We start from the raw sequence: 24,222 nt of genomic DNA, 5'->3' as shown, positions 1-24,222 counted from the left end.
ATCCCTTCGCGACAGCGTCAGGTATTCATGGAATCAAAGAAATCGCTGTTTGTTTTGGTCTGTTTCAACTTCGAAATCAGGAATTCGATCGCATCCGTGGTGCCCATTGGGTTCAGGATACGACGAAGGACAAATGTTTTCGTGAGATCTACCTTGTCTACCAACAGCTCTTCTTTCCGAGTGCCAGACTTGAGAATATCCATCGCAGGGAAAACACGCTTGTCCGCAATTTTGCGATCCAGGACAATCTCGGAGTTGCCCGTTCCTTTAAATTCTTCAAAGATGACCTCGTCCATCCGGCTGCCCGTATCGATCAGGGCAGTTGCGATGATAGTGAGCGATCCGCCTTCCTCGATGTTACGCGCAGCACCAAAGAAACGCTTGGGGCGCTGCAGAGCGTTCGCATCCACACCACCGGTCAAAACCTTACCTGACGATGGCACCACAGTATTGAATGCCCTACCAAGTCTTGTTACCGAATCCAAAAGAATAACAACATCTCGTTTGTGTTCCACAAGACGCTTGGCTTTTTCGATGACCATTTCCGACACAGCTACGTGCCGTGTCGCAGGTTCGTCAAAGGTAGAACTCACAACTTCACCTTTGACAGACCGCTGCATGTCTGTGACCTCTTCTGGTCGTTCATCGATCAACAGGACGATCAGGTAGCACTCCGGGTGGTTCTTTTCGATGCTGGCCGCGATATTCTGCAACAGAACCGTTTTACCAGTCCGCGGCGGGGCCACGATGAGTGACCGCTGACCTTTCCCGATAGGGGCAACAAGGTCGATAATCCGGGCGGATCGGTCTTTGGTCGTCGGATCATCAGTTTCCATTGTCAGACGCTCGTCCGGGTACAACGGCGTCAGGTTATCGAACGCGATCTTGTGACGTGCTTTCTCAGGCTCTTCAAAGTTGATTCGGGTCGCACTGGTCAGGGCAAAATATCGCTCGGTATCTTCGGGTGCTTTGATCAGGCCATCAATCGTGTCGCCGGTGCGCAGCGCATATTGGCGGATCATCTCAGGAGAAACATAGATATCATCAGGGCCCGGCAGATAGTTCGCCTCGGGTGAGCGCAGAAAGCCGAAACCGTCTTGCAAGACTTCAAGTACACCGTCGCCATAAACTTCCCATCCCTCATCTGCGCGTTCACGCAGAATCTGGAACATCATCTCGCCTTTGCGCATCGTGGATGCGTTTTCGATTTCCAGATCTTCGGCCATGGCCAGCAGATTTTTAGGAGATTGCGCCTTGAGGTCGGCAAGCGCGAGAACATCAGTGGTCATATCAATACTCATAGGGCGCACGAAAACGAGCACCTCAGGTCCAATCAGGGAAAATAGCTGTCGCAATCCCCGGACGGGGTGCGCCTCAGCAGATAGGGGCTGTGAGGCCCCGAGTCAACGCGTTCAGAATTTCACGACCACCGACAGCACGATCAGCACCATCAACAGCGTCGGTACTTCGTTCATCATTCGGTACTGCCGCCCGGTCTTGATCGCGCCACCAGCAGCGAAAATCTTTCGCTGCCCTGCAAGCCAACCGTGAAATCCACTCATCGCCAATATCCCGACCAGCTTGGTCCAGGGCCAAATAGCGCCCCAGTCAACAACTCCCGGGATCAGCGTCAGACAAATCCCGAATATCCATGTCGCAATCATGGCAGGGTTCATAATCACCTTGAGCAGCTTATACTCCATCGTTTGAAACAGCACGTGTGTCTCGCCGGTCAGTCCAACCTGTTCAGAGTGGTAGACGTACAGGCGAGGCAGGTAGAACAACGCTGCCATCCATGCGATCACTGACATAATATGAAACGCTTTGATCCAGGGATAAAGCCCGGCCAGTATATCACTCATTGCATGGTCCTCATTCTGTCCGCCCTACCTATAAATAAATAAAAGAAAGTAAAAAGGATGATGATTTTGTAGGGCAGAGATTTTCTGTGGATTATTGAGTTACACATCAGGTTGTCCACTCTGTTGATTGTCTTGCCCTCCGTTATTCAAAAACTGGTAGAAGTATAAATATTTCAACTTAAACAATATGTTACAGTGATTTTAATCACCGAACACCTTTGATATCCTTGGGGATGAATTTGTATGGGTCAGCTTACGCACAGCGACACACTTGTCCTTCCCCCGAGCGGATAAAACTGGCAGAACCAACCTAAGCCATGCGGATCTTCCACATGCTCCGCTGCCAACCCATTTTCCCACCATACTATCCGTCACATCCTACACGGTCTGCACACAGGGTTACCCACATGCACACATCTCTCATCCTCGCATCCGGGTCTGCCATCAGGGCGGATATGTTGCGCAATGCAGGAGTGTCCGTTGAAATCCAGACCGCCCGGATTGACGAGACGATGATCAAAGACGCGCTTGTGGCCGAGGGTGCCCCACCCCGCGATGTGGCCGATAAACTGGCTGAGGCCAAAGCGCGTAAAGTTGCCGACAAGAACCCCAATGCCATGGTCATTGGCTGCGACCAAGTGCTGTCCTTTCGTGGTGCGCTGCTGTCCAAGCCCGTCTCCCCTGATGATGCCGCAGCCCAGTTGCGCATGATGCGTGGCGAGCGTCATGCTTTGTTATCCGCTGCCGTCATCTATCACGAGGGCAAGCCGATCTGGCGTCACATCGGCCAGGTTCGTTTGCGGATGCGGGATGTGTCCGATACATATCTTGACGATTATATCGCGCGGAATTGGGATGACATTCGCCACTGTGTTGGCGCATATCAACTAGAGGCCGAGGGCGTTCGTCTGTTTCACGGTATCGAAGGGGATTATTTCAATGTCCTGGGGATGCCATTGTTGGAACTTCTGGCGTTCCTGACGCTTCGCGGGGTGATTGACGGATAGTGGTGACGACATGACGGGCAAAATTCCATTGGCGGGGGTCATTGGCTCTCCGATCTCTCATTCAAAATCACCCCAGTTGCATCGTCACTGGCTTCGGACTTACGGTCTGGCGGGTGACTATATTCCAATGGATGTTGCGGCCGCGGATTTAGAGCAGGTTCTCCGTACGCTACCCAAAGCCGGGTTCGTCGGGGTGAACATCACCATCCCGCATAAAGAGGCGGTGTTGGATCTGGCGGACCTCGTCACCGATCGCGCCACTTTGATCGGTGCCGCAAACACGCTGATCTTCCGCAAAGACGGGCAGATCCACGCGGACAACACCGATGGTTATGGCTTTCTGGAAAATCTTAAATCAGGTGCCCCAAATTGGCGACCTGCTGCTGGCCCTGCGACAGTTCTCGGGGCGGGTGGTGCTGCGCGTGCGGTTGTGGCCTCCCTTCTGGATGCGGGTGTTCCTGAGATCCTGATCTCGAACCGGACCCGCGTTCGTGCCGAAAAGCTGGCGGATGATTTTGGCAACCGCGTGACGGTCATCGATTGGGTGCAGGCGGGCAATATACTGGAAGACTCTGCGTTGGTCGTGAACACCACATCCCTTGGTATGCTTGGCAAACAGGCGATGCGTGTGCCCTTGGACGGGTTGCGGCGTGATACAGTTGTAACAGACCTCGTCTATGCGCCGTTGCGGACCGATTTGTTGGTCGCGGCGGAAACCGCCGGATGCGTCACCGTGGATGGGCTGGGCATGTTGTTGCATCAGGCGGTCCCCGCATTTGAACGCTGGTTTGGTCAACGTCCCGAAGTTGACAGCGCCACACGCGCGGCCGCTCTCAGATGACATTCACATTGGGGCTTACAGGCTCGATCGGGATGGGCAAGTCCACGACCGCGGCAATGTTTGCCGAGGCAGGGTGTGCTGTATGGGATGCGGATGTGGCTGTGCATCGCCTCTATCGTCGTGGTGGCGCAGCGGTGGTGCCGATGGAAAGGCATTTCCCCGATGCGGTACAGGGTGGTGAAGTGTCGCGCGATGCGTTACGCGCGATCATTACAAATGACCCGACAGCGTTGAAACGGATAGAATCCATTGTGCATCCCCTTGTGGCTCAGGATCGTGCCGCTTTCCTGCGGGACACCACAGCGGATATTGTCGTTTTTGACATCCCGTTGCTGTTTGAAACGGGTGGTGACGCAAACGTGGATGCGACGGCTGTCGTTCATGTATCCGACGATGTGCAAGAAGCGCGCGTGATGGCACGTGGAACTATGACCCGTGATCAGTTTCTGGCGATCAAAGCCAAACAAATGCCCTCAGAGGATAAAGTGGCTCGCGCCGATTACGTCATCAAAACCGATACCGTTGAATCCGCCCGCGCGCAGGTCCATCATATCGTTGATCAGATAAGAAATAGGATGCGACATGCGTGAGATTGTCCTTGATACAGAAACCACCGGCTTTGATCCGTCCACCGGCGACCGTATCGTTGAAATCGGTGCGATTGAGTTGATCCGCCATGTGCGTACAGATCAGGAATTTCATGTCTATATCGACCCGGAACGATCGATGCCCCAAGAAGCGTTCGAGGTGCACGGTCTTGGCGACGACTTTCTGCGGGGCAAGCCAAAATTTGCGGCCGTAGGACGGGATTTCCTGAATTTCATCGGGGATTCCAAACTGGTGATCCACAACGCGGCCTTCGACATGAAATTTCTGAATGCCGAGCTGAAACGGATGGGCCTGCCCGAAATCCCATATGATCGCGCCATCGACACGCTTGAGATCGCGCGGCGTCGTTTTCCGGGCTCGCCTGCATCACTGGATGCGTTGTGTCGCCGCTTTGGCATCGACAACGGCGCGCGGACATTGCACGGGGCTTTGCTCGACAGTGAAATTCTGGCCGAAGTCTATCTGGAACTTATCGGCGGGCGTCAGCCGGATTTTGCGCTGTCAGCCGACAGCACCAAACAAACAAGCGCCGGGGATTACGGGCATTGGTCGCCACCCCCACGTCCAAACGCACTGGGTGCGCGGATCTCCGAAGAAGAGCGTGCCGCACATACAGCCTTTGTCGAAAAGCTGGGCAACGATGCGTTGTGGTAGAAACGAAAAAACGCCCGATCTGATCGGCACCGGACGTTTTTGAAAATCAAAAAACCGATCAAGTGTCAGCAGGCGGCGCCTCGTTTTGGCGGCGTGTGATTTCATTGCGATACAGCGATATGAAGTCGATATTCTCAAGGTTCAGCGGCGGGAAGCCACCGTCGCGTGTGATGTCGCTGACGACACGGCGCAGGAACGGGAAAATCATGCGTGGGCACTCAATCAACAGGAATGGATGCATCTGATCGTCCGGGACGTTTTCGATGTGGAACATGCCAACATAGTCGATTTCCAGAACGAATAGAACGGTGTCGCCCTCTTTGGCCTTGGACGTGATGTTCAGCTTGATCGCGGTTTCGTACTGATTGTCGACAGGGCGCTTCTTGGCGTCCAGATTGACCTGTACCTGCACGTCGGGCTGCACATCGGGGGCCGCACCCTTTTGTGCAACGATATTCTCAAACGACATATCGCGGACATATTGCCCCAGAACGCGCATCTGCGGCTGCGGCGGTGTTGCTTGTTCTTCGGCCATCACATCTCTCCCAGAGGCAAACGAATTTCGCCCCTCGTATCAGCTTGGGTCAGGGGCCTCAATGCTTGGTCCAGCCCGATGGTTGATCACTTTCAGTCTGATCCTTCGTTACATCCGTATAGGTGCCATCAATGGTTCCTGATTGGTGTTGTGGGGGTGGGTGTGATGCAAAGGTCGAGACCTTGATTTTGGTCCGGGCCCAGTTGAAAACGGCGACGCGAACACCGGGCACGAGCAGGGCAAAGCCAACGGCATCTGTGAAAAACCCTGGCGTTAGCAGCAATGCGCCGGAAAACAGGATCATCGCGCCATGGGCCAATGCTTCGCTTGGGTCCTGCAATTGGTTGAACGATGATTTGACCTGTCCAAGGGCGTGAATGCCCTGTGCGCGTACCAGATATGTCCCGATCACCGCCGTAATCACCACAATCAGCAGTGTCAGGCCCAGCCCGATTGCGCCCCCGATCTGGATAAAAAGCGCAATCTCGATCAGCGGTACGAGAAGAAAAGCAACAAACAGCCACATATGCGACATCCTTTCCAACGACCATTCCGGTCACCCGGTGGACTTGGTGCCACCTTGCACCTACATAAGATGCTGACGTGGCCGTTGCCACCCAGCCCCGCTTAACGAGGTATGAATGAACTCTCCGTTGATCCAGTTGCTTGTGCTTGCAGGCATCGCTGTCTTTCTTATCCTGCGCCTGAAAAACGTGTTGGGCACCCGCGAGGGGTTTGAACAGCCCCCCGTGCCCAAATCGATGGATGATCGCCGGCGCCCCGATCTTGAAGTGATCGAAGGGGGTCCGGATCTTGATATTACAGACCACGTTGACGAAGACAGTGATGCGGCCAAAGCCCTGACCGAGATGAAGCGGATGGAGCCATCGTTCAACGTCGCTGATTTCCTTCAGGGCGCGCGCGGTGCCTATGAAATGATCGTGATGGGGTACGAGCGTGGCAACCTGTCCGACATCCAGCCGTTTCTGTCCGAAGAAATCTACGAAAGTTTCGTTGACGGAGTGGCCGCCCGCGAAGATCAGGGGCTCACAATCGAGGCTGAGTTTGTCGGCGTGCGCGAATTGAAGCTGATGAACGCAACCTATGATCAGGACACTGGTGAGGGCGAGTTGACGATACGTTTTGTCGCTGAACTCACATCTGCTGTTCGCGATCAGGGCGGAGATATCATAGAAGGTAGCCTGACTGAGGTAAAACGGCAGAAAGATACATGGTCTTTTGCCCGAACCATGGGGGCTGACGACCCAAATTGGCTATTGGTGTCTACAGACGCGTAATCCGATTTTGTGCCGGTGCGATATGTGCGGTTGTGAGTGTGATGCCTGCAACCGCTGAAATCCGTTATACCGTCATGGATTTTGCCGCGTTGGATGGCTGGGCAAAGGATGATCACGCCGCAGCATTCACTGTTTTTCGAAATACTTGCCGCGATATGAAAAGCCCGGATTGGTCGTCGCTGTGTCGTTTGGCTGATGATGATCCAAACCCTCGCACGTTCTTTGAGTTGTTCTTTCGCCCCGTGATGATCGAGGACGGGCAAGACGCGCTTTTTACTGGCTATTTCGAACCGGAACTTGATGGCTCGTTGCGCCGCAGCGCCCGCTATCGCTATCCCGTCTATGCCATGCCGCCCGAGGCGCGAGTGTCCCGGCCATGGTTGACCCGTCGCGAAATCCTGACCGGGGACGCGATGGCAGGCCGCGGTCTCGAGATCGCATGGGTCGATGATCCGGTTGAGTTGTTTTTCCTTCAAATTCAGGGATCTGGCCGTATCCGGCTGCCGGGCGGGCGTATGATCCGTGTCGGTTATTCCGGGTCAAACGGGCATGAATACCGGTCGGTCGGGGCTGAATTGATCCGTCGTGGCACGTATCAGCCGCATCAGGTCAGCGCGGAAGTCATCAAGAATTGGGTGCGGCGCAATCCGACCCTGGGGCAGGAACTGCTCTATCACAGTCCATCCTACGTCTTTTTCCGCGAGGTCAGCGAAGTGCCGTCTGACCGCGGCCCGTTGGGGGCAATGAACCGGTCCATCACCACAATGCGCTCTGTCGCGGTTGATCCGACCTTCGTGCCCCTGGGTGCGCCAGTCTGGGTCGAGAAAGACGGGGAAAACCCGCTCCGCCGTTTGATGATTGCGCAAGATACCGGGTCTGCGATCAAAGGATCGCAACGGGCCGATGTGTTCTTTGGGACCGGAGATAAAGCGGGTCGCGAGGCCGGGCGCTTGCGCGATCCGGGCCGGATGATGGTGTTGATGCCGATCCAGCGCGCGTATGCCTTGCTGCCCGAAAGTGCGATATGAGCCGCCGCCGTCATCTGCGCCCCGAAGAGGAAGAGTTGTGGCGTCAAGTCGCCTCCAAAACTGAGCGGCTGCATCCGGAAAGAAAACTCAAACCGGATGATTTCGTCACGACACCCGCACCGAAACCACGGCGCAAGGCAACCTTTGAGAACGCGCAACTTATCCCCGCGCCCAAACCCTCAAAATCCACAACCTCCCTCAGCTTGTCCCCTTCAATTGCGGACCATGTGAGCGGTCAGCCTGTGCAAATGCACCGCAAATCCTTTGACCAGATGAAACGGGGCAAACTACGCCCCGAGGCCAAGATCGATCTGCACGGCATGACATTGGATCGTGCCCACCCTGTGTTGATGCGGTTTATCCTGTCTGCACGATCGCAGGGCAAACGGTTGGTTCTGGTTGTCACAGGCAAGGGCAAGGCGCGTGATGATGGCGGACCAATCCCTGTGCGCTTCGGCGTGTTGCGCCATCAGGTGCCGCAATGGCTGTCGATGCCGCCTTTGTCCTCCGCGATCCTGCAAGTCTCGCAGGCGCATCTGCGCCACGGCGGCGGTGGGGCCTATTACGTCTATCTACGTAAACTGCGTTAGGTCGGTGCGGGCGCGGCTGATCCCCACCCACATCGCCAGACTTGCCATTACAAAATAAATGGCAACCCCGATATATTGCGTATTCAGATCCACACCCAGATCAATCCACACACCAGTGATCCCCGGACCCAGCGCAGATCCAAGTACCATGACCGCAGCTGCCATGGCTTTGATCGATCCAATGAACCTTGTGCCATAAAACTCGGCCCAGAACGCATTGGGCAAGGTCGAATTTGCACCCGAAGTCAGCCCAAAGAAGATAAACCCAAGTGCGGCCGCCCCCAATGTGTTTGCACTGGCAAAGATCAAAAAGGCGATAACCATAGGCAGTTGATAGAATGGGACGAGCCGCACAGTTCCAAATCGATCCAGTGCGATCCCTGACAGCACCATCGCTGCGATCCCCGTCACAGTGTATACCGGGAACAGCCCAACCAGTGACAGATGGCTCCAGCCCTTCAGGCTGGCGAAATAGGCTTGTTGGAAAAAGAACGCGGTGCCAAAGGCAGAGAGCCCGAGCAACGCGGGCACCATGAACCAGAACAGTGAATGGCGCAGCGCCTCGGTTCGTGTCCAGTGTCGCCCCTGCATCCCGAAACTTTGGTTTTCATGGGCCATGGACTGCGGTGTACGTTCTTCGCGCAACAAGGTCAGTACCAATGGAATACCCATCAAGGTGATCAAAGCCGCAGCCACCCACAATGCGCGCCAATGAAACACCGACATCAAGGCGACAAAGGTGAGTGGCAAGACGGCCTCGCCCACCGAAAACCCCAACGTGGCCACGGACAGTGCGCGCCCACGTGTCGCAGCAAACCAACGGGCCATTGCGACCACGGCGATGTGGCTGGTCATGCCTTGGCCCGTAAGGCGCAGGGCAAAGATCACGACCGGAAGCAGAATAGTGTACGGATTAAATGCCATGGCAAGGCATGCAAGCGCCAAAAACAACAGAACCCAAACGCCTAAAGCACGTGCGCGGAACATGTCCGTCAGCCCTCCGGTCCAGATCATCACGATGGCAGAGGCTGTGGTCCCAAGGGCATATATGGTGCCCCACCCGGCATGGCTGAGCGCGAAGTCTGTTTGGATTTTTGCCGCAAAGATCGAAATGAAAAACGTCTGCCCAAACGAGGACAGGAATGTGAGCAATGCGCCTGCGGCCAACCAGCTTCGGTTTTCGCTGAGGAACGTAAACATGCCAGGCTGGGCGCGTACCACTACGGATCCGTCCCGGAACGGGGGGTTGATGGTGCGGCCCCGCTGCGCGACACAACCCGCCGTTGCCCGGACAAAACGACAGTTGACCCCGGACGACCACGCAAAAACCCACGATCAAGATCCGAAGACCTGCGCAAAAGCTGGATCAAGGCGGGGGACCCTCCGGCAATGAAATGGTTTGCAGATCGATGATCCGAAAATTCAGTCACATCTAGGATGATGATTGGTAAATCGCTTACGTCGCTTGCATTTGCGATATTGCCCAATTGCGATTCCACACCGCGCAGGCGCGATGACACCCGCAACACAGCATCCTTGCGCGATACGATAACCACAAACCGTTCTGGAACGGATTGCAGGTGGGCCATCTGACTGCGGAACACATCGACGTTGATGTCGGGTGAGATCAGAATGATGGATCCGATATTGCGTGCTGCCCACCCCGGCTCTGCAATGTCAAGCTGGCGCAACGTTTCCATCACCAGCGCACCCCCCATCGAATGGGCGACCAGGACGATATTGGGCTGACCCGCTGATCGAATTGCACGTAACAGATCAGCCAACCCGTCTCGGGCGAACAATGCACTATCCCGGTCATATTCATAGCCCAACGGATTACCTCGGCTGGGCCAGGCATAGCTGACATGCGCGCCGGGAATCTCAAGGTCATGGGCCAGTTGCACCATTCGAAACGCGGCGTCGGAAAAGCTGTTGTTGAATCCGTGCACGAACACGGTTACGTCACGTGACTTTCCGGCATTTATCTTTGTTTGCAGGCTGTTCGCAAAGCTGGGGCCGTCTGCAAATTTCGCCAATTCCGCAATGACGAAATCACGCTCGGGTTTGGGTTTGTCGAACCCGTCCGATACACTGCCGATTGCGCGCTGGGGTGGGATCGAAACAGTCGCCTGTAACAGTTGCAAGGATGTGGCCCGGTCAATGCCGTATTCGCCCGCTTCGTTCAGCTGCCGCGTGGTGCCGATGAATACGGTCTTGTTCAGCCCAAAATTCAGCGCATCGGGCACGACAGGGGCCGCGGTGCGATCATTGCAGCTTGCCAATGCAAACGCCAAGGAGATGATCATCCAGCGCATATCCATACCGTCCGGTTCGGTTAGGCCGGATGTATCGCAGACTGCGCCGTAGGACTAGAGAACATACCGGCTGACATCGGTCGAGCGCGCCAATTCGCCCAAATGCTCTTCGACAAAGGTTGCGTTCACGACGATCTGTTCGCCTCCGCGATCCGGCGCAGTAAAGGACAACTCTTCGAACACACGTTCCATCACGGTATAAAGCCGCCGCGCGCCAATATTCTCGACGCTTTCATTCACCTCGGCGGCAATACGGGCAAGGGCGCGGATACCTTCGGGCTCAAACGTGACTGTCACTTCTTCGGTTGCCATGAGGGCGGTGTATTGCAGCGTTAGTGCGTTGTCTGTCTCTTCGAGGATGCGCACGAAATCATCTTCCATCAGCGCGCGCAGTTCGACCCGGATCGGCAGACGACCTTGCAGTTCGGGCAACAGGTCCGAGGGCTTGGCGATATGAAACGCGCCGGATGCGATGAACAGGATGTGGTCGGTTTTCACGGCCCCGTGTTTGGTGCTGACGGTTGTGCCCTCGATCAAGGGTAGCAGGTCCCGTTGCACCCCTTCCCGGCTGACATCACCACCGCGTGCATCTGATCGCGCACACACCTTGTCGATCTCATCCAGAAAAACGATCCCGTTTTCCTGCACCGCCTCAAGCGCGGCTTTTGTCACGACCTCATCATCGAGCAGTTTGTCCGCCTCTTCACCGATCAGCAAATCATAGCTTTGGGACACCGTTAGCTTCTTGCGGGTCTTGCGGCCGGCCATGGCTTTGCCAAACAGATCGCCGATATTCATCATGCCCATGTTGCCGCCGGGTTGGCCGGGAATGTCGATCATTGGGAACGGGTTCGAGGTGTCAGCGACCTCAAGTTCAATCATCGTGTCGTCCAACTCTCCGGCTTTGAGTTTCTTGCGAAACATCTCTCGCGTCCCTTCGCGGGCGTCGGTGCCCGCGATCGCTTCGATCACGCGATCTTCGGCGGCTTTGTGCGCGTTGGCCTTGACGTCTTCGCGCATATGCTCGCGGGTTTCGATAATGGCAGCATCCACGAGATCGCGCACGATTTGTTCCACATCGCGACCCACATATCCAACTTCGGTGAACTTCGTCGCCTCAACCTTAAGGAATGGAGCCCGCGCCAGTTTCGCCAATCGACGGCTGATTTCCGTCTTGCCCACGCCGGTGGGGCCAATCATCAGGATATTCTTGGGATAGACCTCATCCCGCAGATCATCGTCCAACTGCTTGCGACGCCAGCGGTTGCGCAGGGCGACAGCCACCGCGCGCTTGGCATCTGCCTGTCCGATAATAAAGCGGTCAAGCTCGGAAACGATTTCGCGGGGGGTCAGGTCAGTCATGTAATTCTCCTTATCCTGCGATGTAACCTTTCATCACAGAAACGCAACCACGCTCACGTCCGCGTGCGTGGGCATGTAATCTATGACAGCATCTGTCATGCTGCGCCCATCACAACCCCACGGAGACTCAGATGAATCGTCGCGCTTTCCTTTCCTTTACCGCAGCTGGCCTTGCCACTCTGCCCGCCGCCAAATTGCTTGCAGGCGGCCACGGTCGCACTGGCACCTTTGTTGGTGCCAGTGACCATGTGACAACGGGCACAGCCGAAGTGGCTGGCAATCAGGTCAACCTATTGGCTGACTTTACCTTTGACGGCGCGCCTGACCCCAAGGTTGCATTGGGCAAAGACGGCTATGACAGCTCGACCTTAATGGGTCTGCTGACGTCGAACGAAGGTGCGTCGAGCTATGCAATTCCCGCGGGCATTGACCCAAGCGAATATAACGAAGTCTGGATCTGGTGCGAAAAGTTCAACGTGCCGCTTGGTGTTGCCAAGCTGAACTGATTCGACCGGATATTGATGAAAAGGGGGCCGCAGTCAAAAGCTGCGGCCTCTTTCTTTATGACAGCTTGGTGCTGAACATCTCGTCTTTCATCATCGTATCGAACCAATGGGGATATCGCTTGCCCGCAGGCGCAACCGTATCCAACGCCTTGACCTGTTCCACAGACAGGGTGAGTGCGGCAGCGGTCAGCGCCGCCTTCAGATGGCTCATCTTTGAGGCCCCAAAGATCGCGGTATGATCCGCGCGCTTTGCAAGAACCCAAGCCAGTGCAATCGTTGCCGGGTGCGCCTCATGCGCCTTCGCAATGTCATGGAGCGTCGAAATCGCAGATCGTGCGGTCGCCTTGTCGATGTCCAGGAAATCACCCCCTTCGGCCAACCGCCCGTCACCGTCCTCAAGGTTATCGGGATCGTATTTGCCCGACAGCAGCCCGCCCGCCAGCGGCGACCACGCCATAAGCCCGGCCCCCATTTCCGCCATCATGGGCAGCACATCCTGTTCGGTGTCCCGGGCAACTGCGTTGTACAGATATTGACCCGCCACAAAGGGGGTCATGCGATGGTCGCGTTGATACTGGATGGCACGCGCACCATGCCATGCAGGCCAGTTGGAAAAGCCGATATACCGGACCTTGCCATGATCGATCGCGATCTGGAGCGCGGCGAGGGTTTCCTCGATCGGGGTCGTAAAGTCGGTCTTATGAAGCACCAAAAGATCGATGTGATCGGTGCCCATACGGGTCAGGCTGCCCTCGATCTGTTTCATTACGTGGGTTCGGCCAAGGCCCGCATCATTGATCTGATCGGATTGGCGGAACCCCAGTTTAGTGCAAATCACTGCTTCATGGCGTCGCTTGCCAAGGGCCTTGCCCAACACCTGCTCCGACTCGCCGCTGGAGTAACCGTCGGCTGTGTCGAAAAAGTTCACGCCAGCATCTAGCGCAGCGCCTACCATTTGGGTCGCGTCATCCTGACCGACCTTGGCCACCCCCGGCAGCCATTCCGAGCCAAGGTTGAAGGTCATCGTACCAAAGCACAAACGGCTGACGATCAAACCACTATTTCCCATGCGGGTATAGGTCATGTCGCTCATTTTGAAATCCTCTCCACGGTCAGGCGGCCATTCGTGTAGACACAGATATCTGCCGCAATTGCCATTGCATCGCGCGCCACGGTTTCAGCGTCCCGGTCGCTGTCCATCATGCCCCGCGCCGCTGCGAGGGCATAATTACCGCCCGACCCGATGGCAGCCACGTCATGTTCCGGTTCCAGCACGTCACCTGCGCCAGTGATGACAAACATATCTGCCCCATCGGTAACAATCAGCATCGCCTCCAGCTTTTGCAGGTATTTGTCTGTGCGCCAATCCTTCGCCAATTCGACACTCGCGCGGGCAAGTTGGCCAGGCGTCGCCTCCAGTTTTGTCTCCAGCCGCTCAAGCAGGGTAAACGCATCGGCCGTCGATCCGGCAAATCCCGCAACCACATCAAATCCGCCGGGACTAAGTCTGCGCACTTTGCGGGCTGACCCTTTGATGACCGTCTGGCCGAGCGAGACCTGCCCATCACCCGCAATCACCACTTCACCGTCCTTTTTGACGCCGATGATCGTGGTTCCGTGCCATCCGGGAAAATCGGAATGGGGCATGCTGTGTCTCCTGTTCTTGGGGTGCTCTTTATATGCGCGGTTCGTTCGGTGGCTTCAATCCGTTCAGGCAATGTGCTTGATTAGATTCATGGTATTTGGCCAATCAGATCCGCGTGTGCCACAGGCGCTAGAGGAATGGGACCGCATCGCACCGGACCTCGGGATGGACCCACAGGCGTACCGATCCAAATTGATCTGGCAAAAAGACGACAAGGGCCGCTCGCATGTGGTGATCCGGCTGAACGGACCGCATCGGCTGATCCTCAAGCGGTTCTTCAAGGTGCCTGAAGATGCCGCCCTGATGGAAACAGTGGCGGCACAGCGCAGTGCGTTCGAGAGGTTGCGCCGTAATGATCAAGCGCATGCACCCGAGGTGATATATGCCTCGCCAGACGCGGGTTTCGTGCTGATGGCCGAAGCGACAGGCAAGACGTTGAACGATCACCTCGTTGCAGGGCGCGCCCATGCGCCGTTGTTGCGTCGCGCAGGGGCATGGCTGGCCGCCTTCCACAAAAGCGGTGATGTTGAGCGGCGGACTTATCAACCAAGGTTCATGCTGAACCATATGGCGCGACTGGCAGCCTCTGTGGCGACAGGCGATGTGCGCGTGAGTGAGCCTGATGCATTCATCAGGTGTTGTACCGTGTTGCCCGAGATGGCGGTTCAGAGTCAGGAAACCGTTTCGGCGATCAAACACGGCGACTTCAACCTGCGCAACATTCTATTGGGGCCGGACGGGGCGACGGGCCTTGATTTCAAGCCGATGACCAACGCGCCCATAGGCTTTGATATCGCGCGGTTGCTGATGGATTACGCCGAATTGTTCCAGCCTGAGGGACAGCTTCTAAACGACGAAACGCTTGATGCGTTCTTTGATGGCTACGATCTGGTGTCGCGGGATGATCCGGGGGTGCGGTTTCTGCCTTATGTCCAACTGCTCACCGATTGGCGCACGGTTCCGGCGGATGTGGACAAGCGGAGTTGGCGGCAAGATCGGCGGATGGCAGCAATTGCCCGGCTTGCTGACGTGGCCTTTGGGACAACAAAAAGCGGCCCCTGAAGATCAGAGGCCGCTTTGGATTTCAAAAATAAGCGCTGGCCTAGATCGACTCTTCGATCCAGCTTTGCAGGGCTGCTTTGGGCTTGGCACCGGCCATGTTGGACACGACCTCGCCGCCTTTGAACATGAACAGCGCCGGGATACCGCGCACACCCATTTGGGCGGGGGAGTTCGGGTTTTCGTCCACGTTCACTTTGACGATTTTCACTTTGCCTTCCATCTCGGCCGACAGCTCTTCGAGCGCTGGGCCGATCTGTTTACAGGGGCCACACCATTCGGCCCAGAAATCCACCACAACGGGGACATCGGAATTTTTGACTTCGGCGTCAAAGGTTGCGTCAGTTACGGCCACGGTCGCCATTTGGGTCTCTCCTGAAAGGATCAAGCTTAGGAGCGCAACCTAAGAACCCCCCCGTCCATCGTCAAGATATTGCGTGGCCGATAGCGCCGCTGTCACGATATCGTGCGGCAGATGCATCAGGGTGGCGGTGTTGGTCCACAGGATACTCAGGCGAATGCGACGGGTCGGATAGATTTGGGCGATAGCATGCGCATATGCCCCCATCTGGCGCAAAACACCGTCAGGGCAGGTGTCGGGCGTCGTCGGGACCACGCGGTTGGTTTTGAAATCCACGATATGCACGGTGCTGTCGCCAATAATCAGACGGTCGATATTGCCGTGCAGGCGGTGTTTACCCATGTCCGCTGTCACAGGTACCTCGGCCAGCGTATCGGGCGCAAAAACATGACTAAGATCAGGTGCTGTTAACACGTTGAATGTCTCTGCAATTGCTGTGGCCTTGAGGTCATCCGTCAGCTTTGAGGTGAGCGTTACGACCTGCGCCACCGAATCGTGATCCTGCGTGGGCAGAGGTGCCAGCGTTTCAAGCAAGCTGTGCACGAGCGTGCCATAGGCTTTGGCGGTGTCTTCATCCATGCCATCGCCGGGCATCGCCTTGGCCCCACCCAGGTCAGACGGCGAAATCGTCGCCATTTTGGCCGGCAGCGTGGGTGCCGGTTGTGCATATAGTGCGGGCAGCGCGGTAGATGCGGACAGGTCCGGTGCGGGGTTGCTTGTATCAGTGAGATCCCATGTCCCGTGTTGCATCCGCAGGCCTGAGCCTACCGGTGTCTCCACATCCACGGCATTATGGGCGGCCATCGCGGCGCCCACCCGTTGGTGCCAATCGTCACCATTGCGATCCAGCTCCCCGGACGCGCCGACGATTAACCATTTTTCGGCCCGTGTTAGAGCCACATAAAGCAAGCGCAGCGATTCCTGTCGCTGTGCGTCTTTCATCTCGTCCAGCCGGAGAACCATCGCGTCGGGTTGGGCGTCAGCCGGGGGTTTCCAAACCGGAACGCCCTGCACTTCGATCACATCATCGCGGATCTGCAGGGTGCGTTTGCCGCATTCGGGCAAGATCACAATGGGTGCTTCAAGCCCCTTTGACCCGTGTACCGTCATCACCCGGATCTGGTTCGATTTGCTGTCAATCTGGCGTTTGACCTCAAGATCGTCCGTCTCCATCCATGTCAGAAACCCGGTGAGGCTGGGGACCGAGGCACGCTCGTAGGCCAATGCCTGCGACAGCAGCGCGTTGATCCCGTCCTCAGCCTCCGCGCCCAAGCGCGCGAGCAGGCGTCGGCGACCCTGATGGCGCGTCAACATACGCTCGATCAAGTCATAGGGGCGCAGGAAGTCGATGTTTTCGCGCAGGTCAAACAGGGTTGATACCGTCTCGGGAAATGTTTCGCCCTTCGTGCGCAGCGCGGCCCACAAATGTGTCTCTTCCCGCCCGTTCGCCAAGTTGAAAAGCGCCTGTTCAGACCACCCGAACAGCGGTGATCGCAACGCTGTTGCCAGTGAAAGGCTGTCATCGGGTGTTGCCAAAAATGATAGCAGCGCACCCAGATCACGCACTGCCGTTTCGGCCCCAACCTTCAGGCGGTCGGCGCCTGCAATGGGAATATCAGCCTCTTTGCAGGCCCGGATGATATCGGAAAATATGCCCCCGCGACGCTGCACGAGGATCAGGAAATCCCGTGGTTGCACGGGCCGCCCGCCCGCCTTGTCCGGGATCAATGTCTTGGCATCGATTAACTGCTTGATTTGGCTTGCGATGGCTTGCGCCAATATGCGGTGCTGATGTTGGGGATGGCGGCGATCCACAGGATCGAACCAGTCGCGCTCTGCCTCTTTTTCCGGTTTAGGGACGAGTGGCCAAAGGTCTACGCGACCGGGTAGATTGGGATCAAAGGCGATGTGCGCGTGGGTCCCGTCAAAACCGGCAGAGGCCGCGCCCTGAAACACAGAATCCACCAGTTTCAGGATTGCGGGCGAGGATCGAAAGGAATGGTCCAGGGTTAATCCGCGCAACTCTTGATCTGATTCAGCCAGTTTAGAGCCGAATTCCGACTGCATCCGATCAAACTCACGCGGGTCAGCCCCTTGAAACGAATAGATGCTCTGTTTTTTGTCGCCAACCACAAAGATGGTGCGCACAACCTCGGCGCGGGCACCCTGCCCGGATGAAAACTCTTCGGCGAGTTTGCGAATTACGTCCCATTGGGTGGGGCTGGTATCCTGCGCTTCGTCCACCAGAATATGATCAATGCCGCCATCAAGACGGTAAAGCACCCAAGCCGCGACATCCTTGTCGTTCAACAGCGCACGTGCCTTGTGGATCAAATCGTCAAAATCTAGCCAGCCGCGTCGCTGCTTGGCGGTATCATAAAGGCGTGCGAAACGGTGGGCAAACTGGTGCAGAACAACCGTGCGCTCTGCAGCCTCCAGCGCAAGACGGCGAGGTCGCACATCAGCGACCCGTTGCATCAACCCATTCAGTGCATTCATCATGTGAGACGCAGCATCCCGCGTTGGCTTGGTTGGAAAGCTGTCGATCTTGGCCGTATGCGGCGCCTTGGTTTTCGCCCCGAATACAAACACGCTGATCAAGGTGGGCAAGGCGTCATAGTCAAGCTGCGTGATGGTCTGCAACTTGTCCGCAGCCTTGGCGTCATTGCCGCCTTTGGCTGCAAGAAGCGGGATAACATCCTGGATCATTTGCCAGTCGCCCGGTGCAAACGCATCGCGCACAATGCGGTCACGATTCAGGCCCGGTGGTTGGCCAAACAAAGCCAGCGCCTGATCCGTCGTCAGGTCCGTGAACTGATCCGTGCCGCTGACGATTTCCTTGGTCAGCTTCAGAAAATCCTCACCCGTATATTGGGCTGCGAGAGCCGTCAGGGTCTCTGCATCCACGCCTTCGGCCATTTGATCGACCAGTTCGGCGCGCAGCAGATCGGCAGCGCGATCTTCGATTTCGGTGAACTGCGGACTGACCCCTGCCTCAAGCGGAAAACGTCGTAATAGAGCCGCACAAAACGAGTGGATCGTCTGGATTTTCAGCCCACCCGGCGTCTCGATTGCGCGGGCGAACAGAGTGCGGGCATGCGCAAGATCGCGTGTGTCAGGGGTCCGCTCCAATCCCAAATCCGACAAAGCGGTACGTAAGGCGTCATCATCGAGCATCGCCCATGCGCCCAATCGCTTGAACAGTCGGTTCTGCATCTCGGAGGCGGCGGCTTTGGTGTAGGTCAAACACAAGATGTGCTGCGGTTCGACGTCCTCCAGCAGCAGACGTGCGACGCGATCCGTCAGGACACGGGTCTTGCCCGATCCCGCATTGGCTGACAACCATGTCGATGCCAAGGGCTGCGCCGCCATGTGCTGACGTTGCGTGGCGGCGTTGAGCCGCGTCATTCCAGCACCTCCGGCACCGGCAAATCCGTCACATCCCATTCACCAAAACGGGCCAGTTGGTCGTAGTCGCGGCTTTCGCGTTCCTCATACAAGGCGCGGCGCGAGGTATAGCCTTTGTCCCCTTCGAGGTAGGCACCCAGCAAACCAACCAATTCCGCCAGAACTTGGCTGGGTGGCTCATCCGTCAGTGGGGCGTTTTCGGTCCGTGGGTTTGTTCCCAACCCGATAAATTGCGCCCCGCGTACCAGACAAGGACCAAGTTCAGCAAAGCCGCCTTGTTCAACCATAGCCGCCTCGATCAGCAACTGCTTGTCAAAGTGCTTTTGCTGATCCTGAGTCGGAGGCGATCCGGTTTTGTAATCGTACAGAATGACCCGCGCGTCCGCGTCCACATCTATCCGGTCTGCCCGCCCTTCAAGCGTGGTTGCGATTGACGGGATTTGAAGAATCCCCTTGGCCTTGTTTTCGAACAGTGTCGGGGTTGCGATAGATTGCCGGACTACTTCAGTTTCGACGATCCAGGCCGCAGTCCGTTGGAACCGTGCCAACCACAGAGCGCGGGCCGCCGGCCACGGCACCTGATCCGTCAGAATCTGATGCGCATGGGCCATCAAATCATCCACCGTCAGGGCGGTCGGATCGTCCAGCGTCGTTTTGACGAACCGTTCCATTACCTCATGCGCAAGGATTCCGCGCAAAAGTGCATCGGGCGTCTGTACCAAGGGACGCAGCGCGCGCAGCTTGAGGCAATGCTTGGCATATATCGCGTAAGGGTCGCGGATCAGGGTCTGGATTTCGGTGACCGTATAGCGCCTTGGCCGGGCAGATACCGGTGGGCAGGGTGCAGGGCGATTCGCTTTGACCACGGGTTCGGAGGCATCAAGACGTTGCGCGCGGGTCAGCCACAGATCACCCCGCGCCCGCATCTGGCCCCAGACATCTGGCGCGCCTTGCCGGGTCAGGCCGGTCAAAAGGTTTTGCAAGCGGTTCACCCAACGAGATGGCACCGTTTCCGCATCGTCTGATCGGATTGATCGGGTCAGCCACACCTTGGGGGCGGCGATAGCCTGCTGAAAATCATGCGCAGACAGGCCAATCTTGCGCTCGGGCAACAGCAGCCCGGCATCCATACGCATCTTGCGATTCAACCAAGGATCGGGGGCAGGCGGCTCGGGCCATGTGCCATCGTTCAGACCGGATAGAATGACAAGGTCGGCCCCCTGCACCCGCGCTTCAAGCGTGCCCCAAACCATGATGGAAGGGTGGGGGGCGTCTGGGTCACGAACTTCGTCCTGACTGAGAACGGCATTGACCAAGGACACATAGTCCGACGCGGTCATCACACCGCCAAACGGTGCCTGTTCCACAAGATCGTCCATGATGGCACGTGCGGCTTTGCCCGCCTCATTTTTCCACAACAGACCGGGATCAGCGGCCGTCTGACCGGCGGCGATGTTATGGGCCAGCGTAATATGGCGTTTGACCCATGTTGATAAATCAGCGGTACCGTCGGTGTGCTGATCGCAAAGATGTTCAGCGATCCAATTGGCCCAGTGCTCCATCGGTTCGCGGGCTTTCTTGTCTGTCTTGATCGCGCACCGGATCAGCCCGTCACGATCAGGATAGGGCAGCCCGTCATTGCGGATTACGAGCTCAAGCTTCTGCGCACTGAGCTGGTGCAGATTCCGGTCATCACCTGAATGCGTCAGCGGATGCTTGAGGAGGGTCAACAGGGCCTCTGCATCAAGCGCTTTGTCAAACAGGCCCGCGACATGGCGCAGAAAGCGGCCCGGCGGCGAGACGTTCACGGGTGTGCCCGCACTGTCATCGGGGATGATGTTCCAGCGATCAAGTGCGGCGCTGACTTGGCGTGACAACATGCGATCGGGCGTAATCAGCGCGGCCTTTTCACCCGTTTCAGCGGCTTCGCGCAGACGCATTGCGATTGCTATGGCCTCGGCACGAGGGGTTTCGGCCTCGACCAGTGTGATGTCCTGAGTGGCGGTCTCAAGATCGCCAAGGTTTGGCCCTTCGCGGCGCCATGCATCTGTCACGGGTGCTGGGCGCAGGGCCAGCGATACGACCTTGTTTCGCGGTGCGCAGACCGGTGCGTTTGACGACCACGCTGGAATCGCGCCGGGTGACAGGTCCAAGGCACGTGCCAGTTTCAGGAACCTGAACTGCGGGTGGTCTTCGCCACCGGGGTCGGTGGCCATCGTGTCCCAAACGTCGAGGGGCATATCCGTGTCAAGGCCCGGCAGTATCGCAGCACCCTGCGGCAGACGGGCGATGGCTTGTATCAGCAATTGGGTCGTACCACGCGATCCGGTTGATCCGGCGATCAGGATTGGATCGGCGGGCGGGTGATCGCCCCAATGCGCCATCAATCGCAGCACCGTCTCACGTTGACGGGCCTCTGGATCAGGCACGCCGTCCGAGGCATCAATATATGACTGCGCAATGGCAATAAACGATTGCGCCCGCGCCCAATGCCCGGATTGGTCGGACACATCAAGGGATGCTATATTGCTGGCGGTGACACCTTCGCCCTGCATTTCGTCCATCAGGGTGGCGAGGCTATCGGCCAGATCGAAACTGGCTGTGTCGGGCGCAAGATCAGGCTGTTGTTCGATCAGCTTGCTGACCAATGTGACCAATTCAAGCCGTCGCCGCAGCGCTGATGCGGACGGCGGGAGGGCTGTGCCTGGCAGAAGGTCATCGAGGTCGGTCAGCATTCGGATGCGGGGCAGCAAACGCGGCGGACCTGCATCAAACAGGTCGCGCATCCGTCGTGCCATCCGGCGCGTGTTGACAAATAAAGTGACCCGGGCCCAAGCCTCGGGCGGTTTGCCGCTGAGCCGTTCTTCAAGCCCTCGAATGACCGCGACAGGAAAATCGACGCCCATCGCGCATCCAAACACGCGCGGCTGTGGTTGTGGGTCAAACATCCGAGTGCGCCAGCATCGCTTCGGCCTGTGTAATCCCTTCGGGATGACCAACGTCACACCACAGTCCCGGATAGCGGAGACCGAATAGCCGCTGCCGGACGTGGATCATGTCCCAAACGACATTCAGTGAGAATGCTGCATCTTCTATGTCGTGCAACAGGTCTGTTTTGATGATCTGCGCACCGCCATACACGGTGTCGCCGCCACGGCGCAAACGACCATCTGCATCCATCGCAAAATCGCCCTCCCCTTCTCGCCCATGGACCTGAGCCATGGGTATGCAGATCAACAAGGCGTCCATCTGCTGCGAATCCCAAGCATCCATCAAAAGGCGCAATGGGTTTGGGCCGGCCCAGATCGCGTCGCTGTTCAGCGTGAGAACTGGGTTGCGCCCCAGCAAGGGCAGCGCATGGCGCAAGCCCCCTCCGGTATCGAGAATGTCGGGCTCTTCGCGCAAGGTCTGGACATCCGAGCCCCGCAAGTGGGCCTCCAGCATCTCGGGCAGGTAATGCAGGTTGGCCACAATCGGCGATGCGTTGACCTCGTGCACAAGGCCCAATGCGTGATCAATCAACGGACGTCCGCCCACAGCGACCAAAGGTTTGGGTTGGTGCGCTGTCAGGTGCCGCATCCGTGTCCCGAACCCGGCCGCAAACAGCATCAGCGCAGGGGGATCGTGGCGCATTGATCTTTCAGCTTTTGTAAGATTTCCGGGGTTGGCACGGGCAAAGCCGCGTTGATCAGCGGCGCGATGTCGGACAGCACGGGATGCGCCAGATTGGTTTGGATATGCCCCCAGACCCGAGGGATCAGATCGATATAATGCGGCTTACCATACGCCATCGACAGGCGCGCAAACACACCGAGGATGCGCATATTACGCTGTACGCCCAAAAGTGCGTAAGCCGTCAGGAATGCCGCCCGGTCCGTTCCGGTCGCGGAGAGATAACGATCTTGCATGGCCTTTGCGATATCGGGGGTCACATCGCGCCGTGCGTCCTGTGCGATTGATACCAGATCATAGGCCGGATGACCCAGCATCGCGTCCTGATAATCGAGCAAACCGACCCGTTTGTAGGTCTGCCTGTCGGGGAGCCAAATCAGGTTCTCCGCGTGATAGTCGCGTTGGATCAACACAGGTGATGACGCATCAAGCGGGGCTAGGGCAGCATGAAAAACGGTGCTGAACGCAGCCTTGCCCGATGTATCAACTGATCCGTTCGTACCGCGCTGATACCAGTCAAACGCCAATGCGGCGAGTGGGGTCATGGCATCCGCGTCATATGGTGCCAGACCCCCAATCGATGCACCATGGAGGTGGACAAGAACATCCACCGAGGCGTCATAAAGTGTGGCTTCGACACTGGGGTCCGCAGCCATGACGCGCGCGAACAGGTCGTCACCCAAATCTTCGATAAGCAGGAAGCCATGTGCAGTGTCGCGGGCGTATATCTCAGGGGCGGATAGCCCTGCATTGCGCAAATGGGCGGTGATGTCGATGAAGGGTTGGACATCCTCCCCTTTTTCTGGTGGCGCATCCATCAAGATCACGGAGCGGCCGCCATCTTTGGTTAAACGCTCATACCGTCGGTTCGATGCGTCGCCTGCTACCATAATGCGGACGGCATCTGCCCATCCGGCGGCGGACAAAAAGGCATCAATCAGGTGCGTACGCTCAGGCATGTTGCATCACATTTTGCAGTCGTTCGGTCCAACGCGGGGCCGTCCACGTCAGAGTGGCAGAGCGCGCATCACCCTCTGGGACAATATCGATATTCAGCGCATTTACGGGCTGCAATGCCCCTAACCTATCGGGCCATTCCACGAGGCATATTGCATCCTCAAAAGCTTGGACAAGGCCCAGTTCATCCACTTCGATATCCGTGGTGATCCGGTACAGGTCTGCGTGCCATAACGGTCCAAGCGATGTGTCGTATTGCTGAACAAGGGTGAAGGTAGGGGAAGGCACGTCTTCGGGCACGTCGAGGATGGATTGGATCAGTGCGCGGGCAAAATGGGTTTTACCCGCCGCGACGGGGCCATTCAACAACACGACATCCCCGGCCGCCAGATGCGCACCCAAGGCGACCGCGCAAAGGGCGGTGTGGTCGGCGTTTGGCCAGTCAAGAACTACAGGGCTTTGGATCATGCCGACAACCTATCGGCATCCCCCGGCGCTGCAAGCAGAATGACC

Annotated in this window: 24 protein-coding genes; 9 read left to right on the top strand and 15 right to left on the bottom strand. The window is 57.2% G+C overall.

Annotation, left to right across the window (positions count from 1 at the left end):
• Positions 1-17: 17 nt before the first annotated feature.
• On the bottom strand, positions 18-1,289 hold the full coding sequence (gene rho / locus Q0859_RS15310; RefSeq protein ID WP_299152653.1) for a transcription termination factor Rho: 1,272 nt from the start codon (positions 1,287-1,289) through the stop codon (positions 18-20).
• Between the two features lie 123 nt (positions 1,290-1,412).
• Positions 1,413-1,862 (bottom strand): CopD family protein, encoded by a 450-nt coding sequence (locus Q0859_RS15305; RefSeq protein ID WP_299152652.1) that lies wholly within the window; start codon positions 1,860-1,862, stop codon positions 1,413-1,415.
• Positions 1,863-2,269: 407 nt separating this feature from the next.
• Here Q0859_RS15305 and Q0859_RS15300 point away from each other — a divergent pair, with 407 nt between their 5' ends.
• From Q0859_RS15300 to dnaQ, 4 genes are read left to right on the top strand one after another with little or no spacing between them, the layout of a single operon-like run.
• Entirely contained in the window at positions 2,270-2,869 is a 600-nt protein-coding gene (locus Q0859_RS15300) for a Maf family nucleotide pyrophosphatase (RefSeq protein WP_299152651.1), read from the top strand.
• A gap of 10 nt (positions 2,870-2,879) precedes the next feature.
• Positions 2,880-3,710 (top strand): shikimate dehydrogenase, encoded by an 831-nt coding sequence (locus Q0859_RS15295; RefSeq protein ID WP_299152650.1) that lies wholly within the window; start codon positions 2,880-2,882, stop codon positions 3,708-3,710.
• Complete coding sequence (gene coaE / locus Q0859_RS15290) at positions 3,707-4,300, top strand: dephospho-CoA kinase (protein WP_299152648.1); 594 nt, start codon at positions 3,707-3,709, stop codon at positions 4,298-4,300. Before Q0859_RS15295 ends, coaE begins: the two co-directional genes overlap by 4 nt.
• A complete protein-coding gene (gene dnaQ, locus Q0859_RS15285) occupies positions 4,293-4,973 on the top strand; it encodes a DNA polymerase III subunit epsilon (protein ID WP_299152647.1) in 681 nt (226 codons plus the stop codon). Before coaE ends, dnaQ begins: the two co-directional genes overlap by 8 nt.
• Positions 4,974-5,031: 58 nt before the next feature.
• Here the strand turns inward: dnaQ and secB are convergent, their stop codons facing one another.
• Both secB and Q0859_RS15275 read right to left on the bottom strand, forming a co-directional pair.
• On the bottom strand, positions 5,032-5,508 hold the full coding sequence (secB, locus tag Q0859_RS15280; RefSeq protein WP_299152646.1) for a protein-export chaperone SecB: 477 nt from the start codon (positions 5,506-5,508) through the stop codon (positions 5,032-5,034).
• A 58-nt stretch (positions 5,509-5,566) separates the two neighbouring features.
• On the bottom strand, positions 5,567-6,034 hold the full coding sequence (locus tag Q0859_RS15275) for an FxsA family protein (RefSeq protein WP_299152644.1): 468 nt from the start codon (positions 6,032-6,034) through the stop codon (positions 5,567-5,569).
• A gap of 115 nt (positions 6,035-6,149) precedes the next feature.
• Here Q0859_RS15275 and Q0859_RS15270 point away from each other — a divergent pair, with 115 nt between their 5' ends.
• Genes Q0859_RS15270 through Q0859_RS15260 form a run of 3 tightly spaced genes read left to right on the top strand, consistent with a single transcriptional unit; the run spans position 6,150 to position 8,424 of the window.
• Complete coding sequence (locus tag Q0859_RS15270; RefSeq protein ID WP_299152642.1) at positions 6,150-6,806, top strand: Tim44/TimA family putative adaptor protein; 657 nt, start codon at positions 6,150-6,152, stop codon at positions 6,804-6,806.
• Between the two features lie 41 nt (positions 6,807-6,847).
• On the top strand, positions 6,848-7,834 hold the full coding sequence (locus Q0859_RS15265) for a murein transglycosylase A (protein ID WP_299152640.1): 987 nt from the start codon (positions 6,848-6,850) through the stop codon (positions 7,832-7,834).
• Positions 7,831-8,424: a Smr/MutS family protein gene (locus Q0859_RS15260; protein ID WP_299152637.1), complete on the top strand. Its 594-nt coding sequence runs from the start codon at positions 7,831-7,833 to the stop codon at positions 8,422-8,424. Before Q0859_RS15265 ends, Q0859_RS15260 begins: the two co-directional genes overlap by 4 nt.
• Here the strand turns inward: Q0859_RS15260 and Q0859_RS15255 are convergent.
• From Q0859_RS15255 to hslU, 3 genes are all read right to left on the bottom strand, one after another.
• Entirely contained in the window at positions 8,407-9,624 is a 1,218-nt protein-coding gene (locus Q0859_RS15255; protein ID WP_299152634.1) for an MFS transporter, read from the bottom strand. The genes Q0859_RS15260 and Q0859_RS15255 overlap by 18 nt on opposite strands.
• Positions 9,625-9,644: 20 nt before the next feature.
• Entirely contained in the window at positions 9,645-10,730 is a 1,086-nt protein-coding gene (locus Q0859_RS15250; protein ID WP_299152631.1) for an alpha/beta fold hydrolase, read from the bottom strand.
• 63 nt (positions 10,731-10,793) lie between these two features.
• On the bottom strand, positions 10,794-12,101 hold the full coding sequence (hslU, locus tag Q0859_RS15245; protein ID WP_299152628.1) for an ATP-dependent protease ATPase subunit HslU: 1,308 nt from the start codon (positions 12,099-12,101) through the stop codon (positions 10,794-10,796).
• A gap of 131 nt (positions 12,102-12,232) precedes the next feature.
• Here hslU and Q0859_RS15240 point away from each other — a divergent pair, with 131 nt between their 5' ends.
• Positions 12,233-12,607 carry a DM13 domain-containing protein gene (locus Q0859_RS15240; RefSeq protein ID WP_299152625.1) on the top strand — a complete coding sequence of 125 codons (375 nt, stop codon included), beginning with the start codon at positions 12,233-12,235 and terminating at the stop codon, positions 12,605-12,607.
• 55 nt (positions 12,608-12,662) lie between these two features.
• Here Q0859_RS15240 and Q0859_RS15235 read toward each other — a convergent pair whose 3' ends face one another.
• Both Q0859_RS15235 and hslV read right to left on the bottom strand, forming a co-directional pair.
• A complete protein-coding gene (locus Q0859_RS15235) occupies positions 12,663-13,700 on the bottom strand; it encodes an aldo/keto reductase (RefSeq protein WP_299152623.1) in 1,038 nt (345 codons plus the stop codon).
• Positions 13,697-14,254: an ATP-dependent protease subunit HslV gene (hslV, locus tag Q0859_RS15230; RefSeq protein WP_299152620.1), complete on the bottom strand. Its 558-nt coding sequence runs from the start codon at positions 14,252-14,254 to the stop codon at positions 13,697-13,699. The genes Q0859_RS15235 and hslV overlap by 4 nt, the downstream gene beginning before the upstream one ends.
• 115 nt (positions 14,255-14,369) lie before the next feature.
• Here hslV and Q0859_RS15225 point away from each other — a divergent pair, with 115 nt between their 5' ends.
• A complete protein-coding gene (locus Q0859_RS15225; RefSeq protein WP_299152618.1) occupies positions 14,370-15,314 on the top strand; it encodes an aminoglycoside phosphotransferase family protein in 945 nt (314 codons plus the stop codon).
• A 40-nt stretch (positions 15,315-15,354) separates the two neighbouring features.
• Here Q0859_RS15225 and trxA read toward each other — a convergent pair whose 3' ends face one another.
• From trxA to tsaE, 6 genes are read right to left on the bottom strand one after another with little or no spacing between them, the layout of a single operon-like run.
• Complete coding sequence (gene trxA, locus Q0859_RS15220; protein WP_299152616.1) at positions 15,355-15,675, bottom strand: thioredoxin; 321 nt, start codon at positions 15,673-15,675, stop codon at positions 15,355-15,357.
• 39 nt (positions 15,676-15,714) lie between these two features.
• A complete protein-coding gene (addA, locus tag Q0859_RS15215; RefSeq protein ID WP_299152614.1) occupies positions 15,715-19,080 on the bottom strand; it encodes a double-strand break repair helicase AddA in 3,366 nt (1,121 codons plus the stop codon).
• Complete coding sequence (gene addB / locus Q0859_RS15210) at positions 19,077-22,028, bottom strand: double-strand break repair protein AddB (protein WP_299152612.1); 2,952 nt, start codon at positions 22,026-22,028, stop codon at positions 19,077-19,079. The genes addA and addB overlap by 4 nt, the downstream gene beginning before the upstream one ends.
• The gene (locus tag Q0859_RS15205; protein ID WP_299152608.1) at positions 22,021-22,713 is read right to left on the bottom strand and encodes a nucleotidyltransferase family protein; all 693 of its coding nucleotides are present in this window, start codon (positions 22,711-22,713) and stop codon (positions 22,021-22,023) included. The genes addB and Q0859_RS15205 overlap by 8 nt, the downstream gene beginning before the upstream one ends.
• Positions 22,689-23,711: a phosphotransferase gene (locus Q0859_RS15200; protein ID WP_299152606.1), complete on the bottom strand. Its 1,023-nt coding sequence runs from the start codon at positions 23,709-23,711 to the stop codon at positions 22,689-22,691. The genes Q0859_RS15205 and Q0859_RS15200 overlap by 25 nt, the downstream gene beginning before the upstream one ends.
• Entirely contained in the window at positions 23,704-24,177 is a 474-nt protein-coding gene (tsaE, locus tag Q0859_RS15195) for a tRNA (adenosine(37)-N6)-threonylcarbamoyltransferase complex ATPase subunit type 1 TsaE (protein WP_299152604.1), read from the bottom strand. The genes Q0859_RS15200 and tsaE overlap by 8 nt, the downstream gene beginning before the upstream one ends.
• Between the last annotated feature and the right edge of the window lie 45 nt (positions 24,178-24,222).

The sequence above is a fragment of the uncultured Tateyamaria sp. genome (assembly GCF_947497045.1).
In the GTDB taxonomy this organism is placed as follows: domain Bacteria; phylum Pseudomonadota; class Alphaproteobacteria; order Rhodobacterales; family Rhodobacteraceae; genus Tateyamaria.
Note: the sequence above shows the minus strand (reverse complement) of the source record. Positions and strands in the feature narration are given on the sequence as shown.

Bases quoted from the DNA above. Each gene is read 5' to 3' on its own strand.
- rho (WP_299152653.1), bottom strand. From the start codon at position 1,289: ATGACCACTGATGTTCTCGCGCTTGCCGACCTCAAGGCGCAATCTCCT.
- Q0859_RS15305 (WP_299152652.1), bottom strand. From the start codon at position 1,862: ATGAGTGATATACTGGCCGGGCTTTATCCCTGGATCAAAGCGTTTCAT.
- Q0859_RS15300 (WP_299152651.1), top strand. From the start codon at position 2,270: ATGCACACATCTCTCATCCTCGCATCCGGGTCTGCCATCAGGGCGGAT.
- Q0859_RS15295 (WP_299152650.1), top strand. From the start codon at position 2,880: ATGACGGGCAAAATTCCATTGGCGGGGGTCATTGGCTCTCCGATCTCT.
- coaE (WP_299152648.1), top strand. From the start codon at position 3,707: ATGACATTCACATTGGGGCTTACAGGCTCGATCGGGATGGGCAAGTCC.
- dnaQ (WP_299152647.1), top strand. From the start codon at position 4,293: ATGCGTGAGATTGTCCTTGATACAGAAACCACCGGCTTTGATCCGTCC.
- secB (WP_299152646.1), bottom strand. From the start codon at position 5,508: ATGGCCGAAGAACAAGCAACACCGCCGCAGCCGCAGATGCGCGTTCTG.
- Q0859_RS15275 (WP_299152644.1), bottom strand. From the start codon at position 6,034: ATGTGGCTGTTTGTTGCTTTTCTTCTCGTACCGCTGATCGAGATTGCG.
- Q0859_RS15270 (WP_299152642.1), top strand. From the start codon at position 6,150: ATGAACTCTCCGTTGATCCAGTTGCTTGTGCTTGCAGGCATCGCTGTC.
- Q0859_RS15265 (WP_299152640.1), top strand. From the start codon at position 6,848: ATGCCTGCAACCGCTGAAATCCGTTATACCGTCATGGATTTTGCCGCG.
- Q0859_RS15260 (WP_299152637.1), top strand. From the start codon at position 7,831: ATGAGCCGCCGCCGTCATCTGCGCCCCGAAGAGGAAGAGTTGTGGCGT.
- Q0859_RS15255 (WP_299152634.1), bottom strand. From the start codon at position 9,624: ATGTTTACGTTCCTCAGCGAAAACCGAAGCTGGTTGGCCGCAGGCGCA.
- Q0859_RS15250 (WP_299152631.1), bottom strand. From the start codon at position 10,730: ATGATCATCTCCTTGGCGTTTGCATTGGCAAGCTGCAATGATCGCACC.
- hslU (WP_299152628.1), bottom strand. From the start codon at position 12,101: ATGACTGACCTGACCCCCCGCGAAATCGTTTCCGAGCTTGACCGCTTT.
- Q0859_RS15240 (WP_299152625.1), top strand. From the start codon at position 12,233: ATGAATCGTCGCGCTTTCCTTTCCTTTACCGCAGCTGGCCTTGCCACT.
- Q0859_RS15235 (WP_299152623.1), bottom strand. From the start codon at position 13,700: ATGAGCGACATGACCTATACCCGCATGGGAAATAGTGGTTTGATCGTC.
- hslV (WP_299152620.1), bottom strand. From the start codon at position 14,254: ATGCCCCATTCCGATTTTCCCGGATGGCACGGAACCACGATCATCGGC.
- trxA (WP_299152616.1), bottom strand. From the start codon at position 15,675: ATGGCGACCGTGGCCGTAACTGACGCAACCTTTGACGCCGAAGTCAAA.
- addA (WP_299152614.1), bottom strand. From the start codon at position 19,080: ATGACGCGGCTCAACGCCGCCACGCAACGTCAGCACATGGCGGCGCAG.
- addB (WP_299152612.1), bottom strand. From the start codon at position 22,028: ATGTTTGACCCACAACCACAGCCGCGCGTGTTTGGATGCGCGATGGGC.
- Q0859_RS15205 (WP_299152608.1), bottom strand. From the start codon at position 22,713: ATGCGCCACGATCCCCCTGCGCTGATGCTGTTTGCGGCCGGGTTCGGG.
- Q0859_RS15200 (WP_299152606.1), bottom strand. From the start codon at position 23,711: ATGCCTGAGCGTACGCACCTGATTGATGCCTTTTTGTCCGCCGCCGGA.
- tsaE (WP_299152604.1), bottom strand. From the start codon at position 24,177: ATGATCCAAAGCCCTGTAGTTCTTGACTGGCCAAACGCCGACCACACC.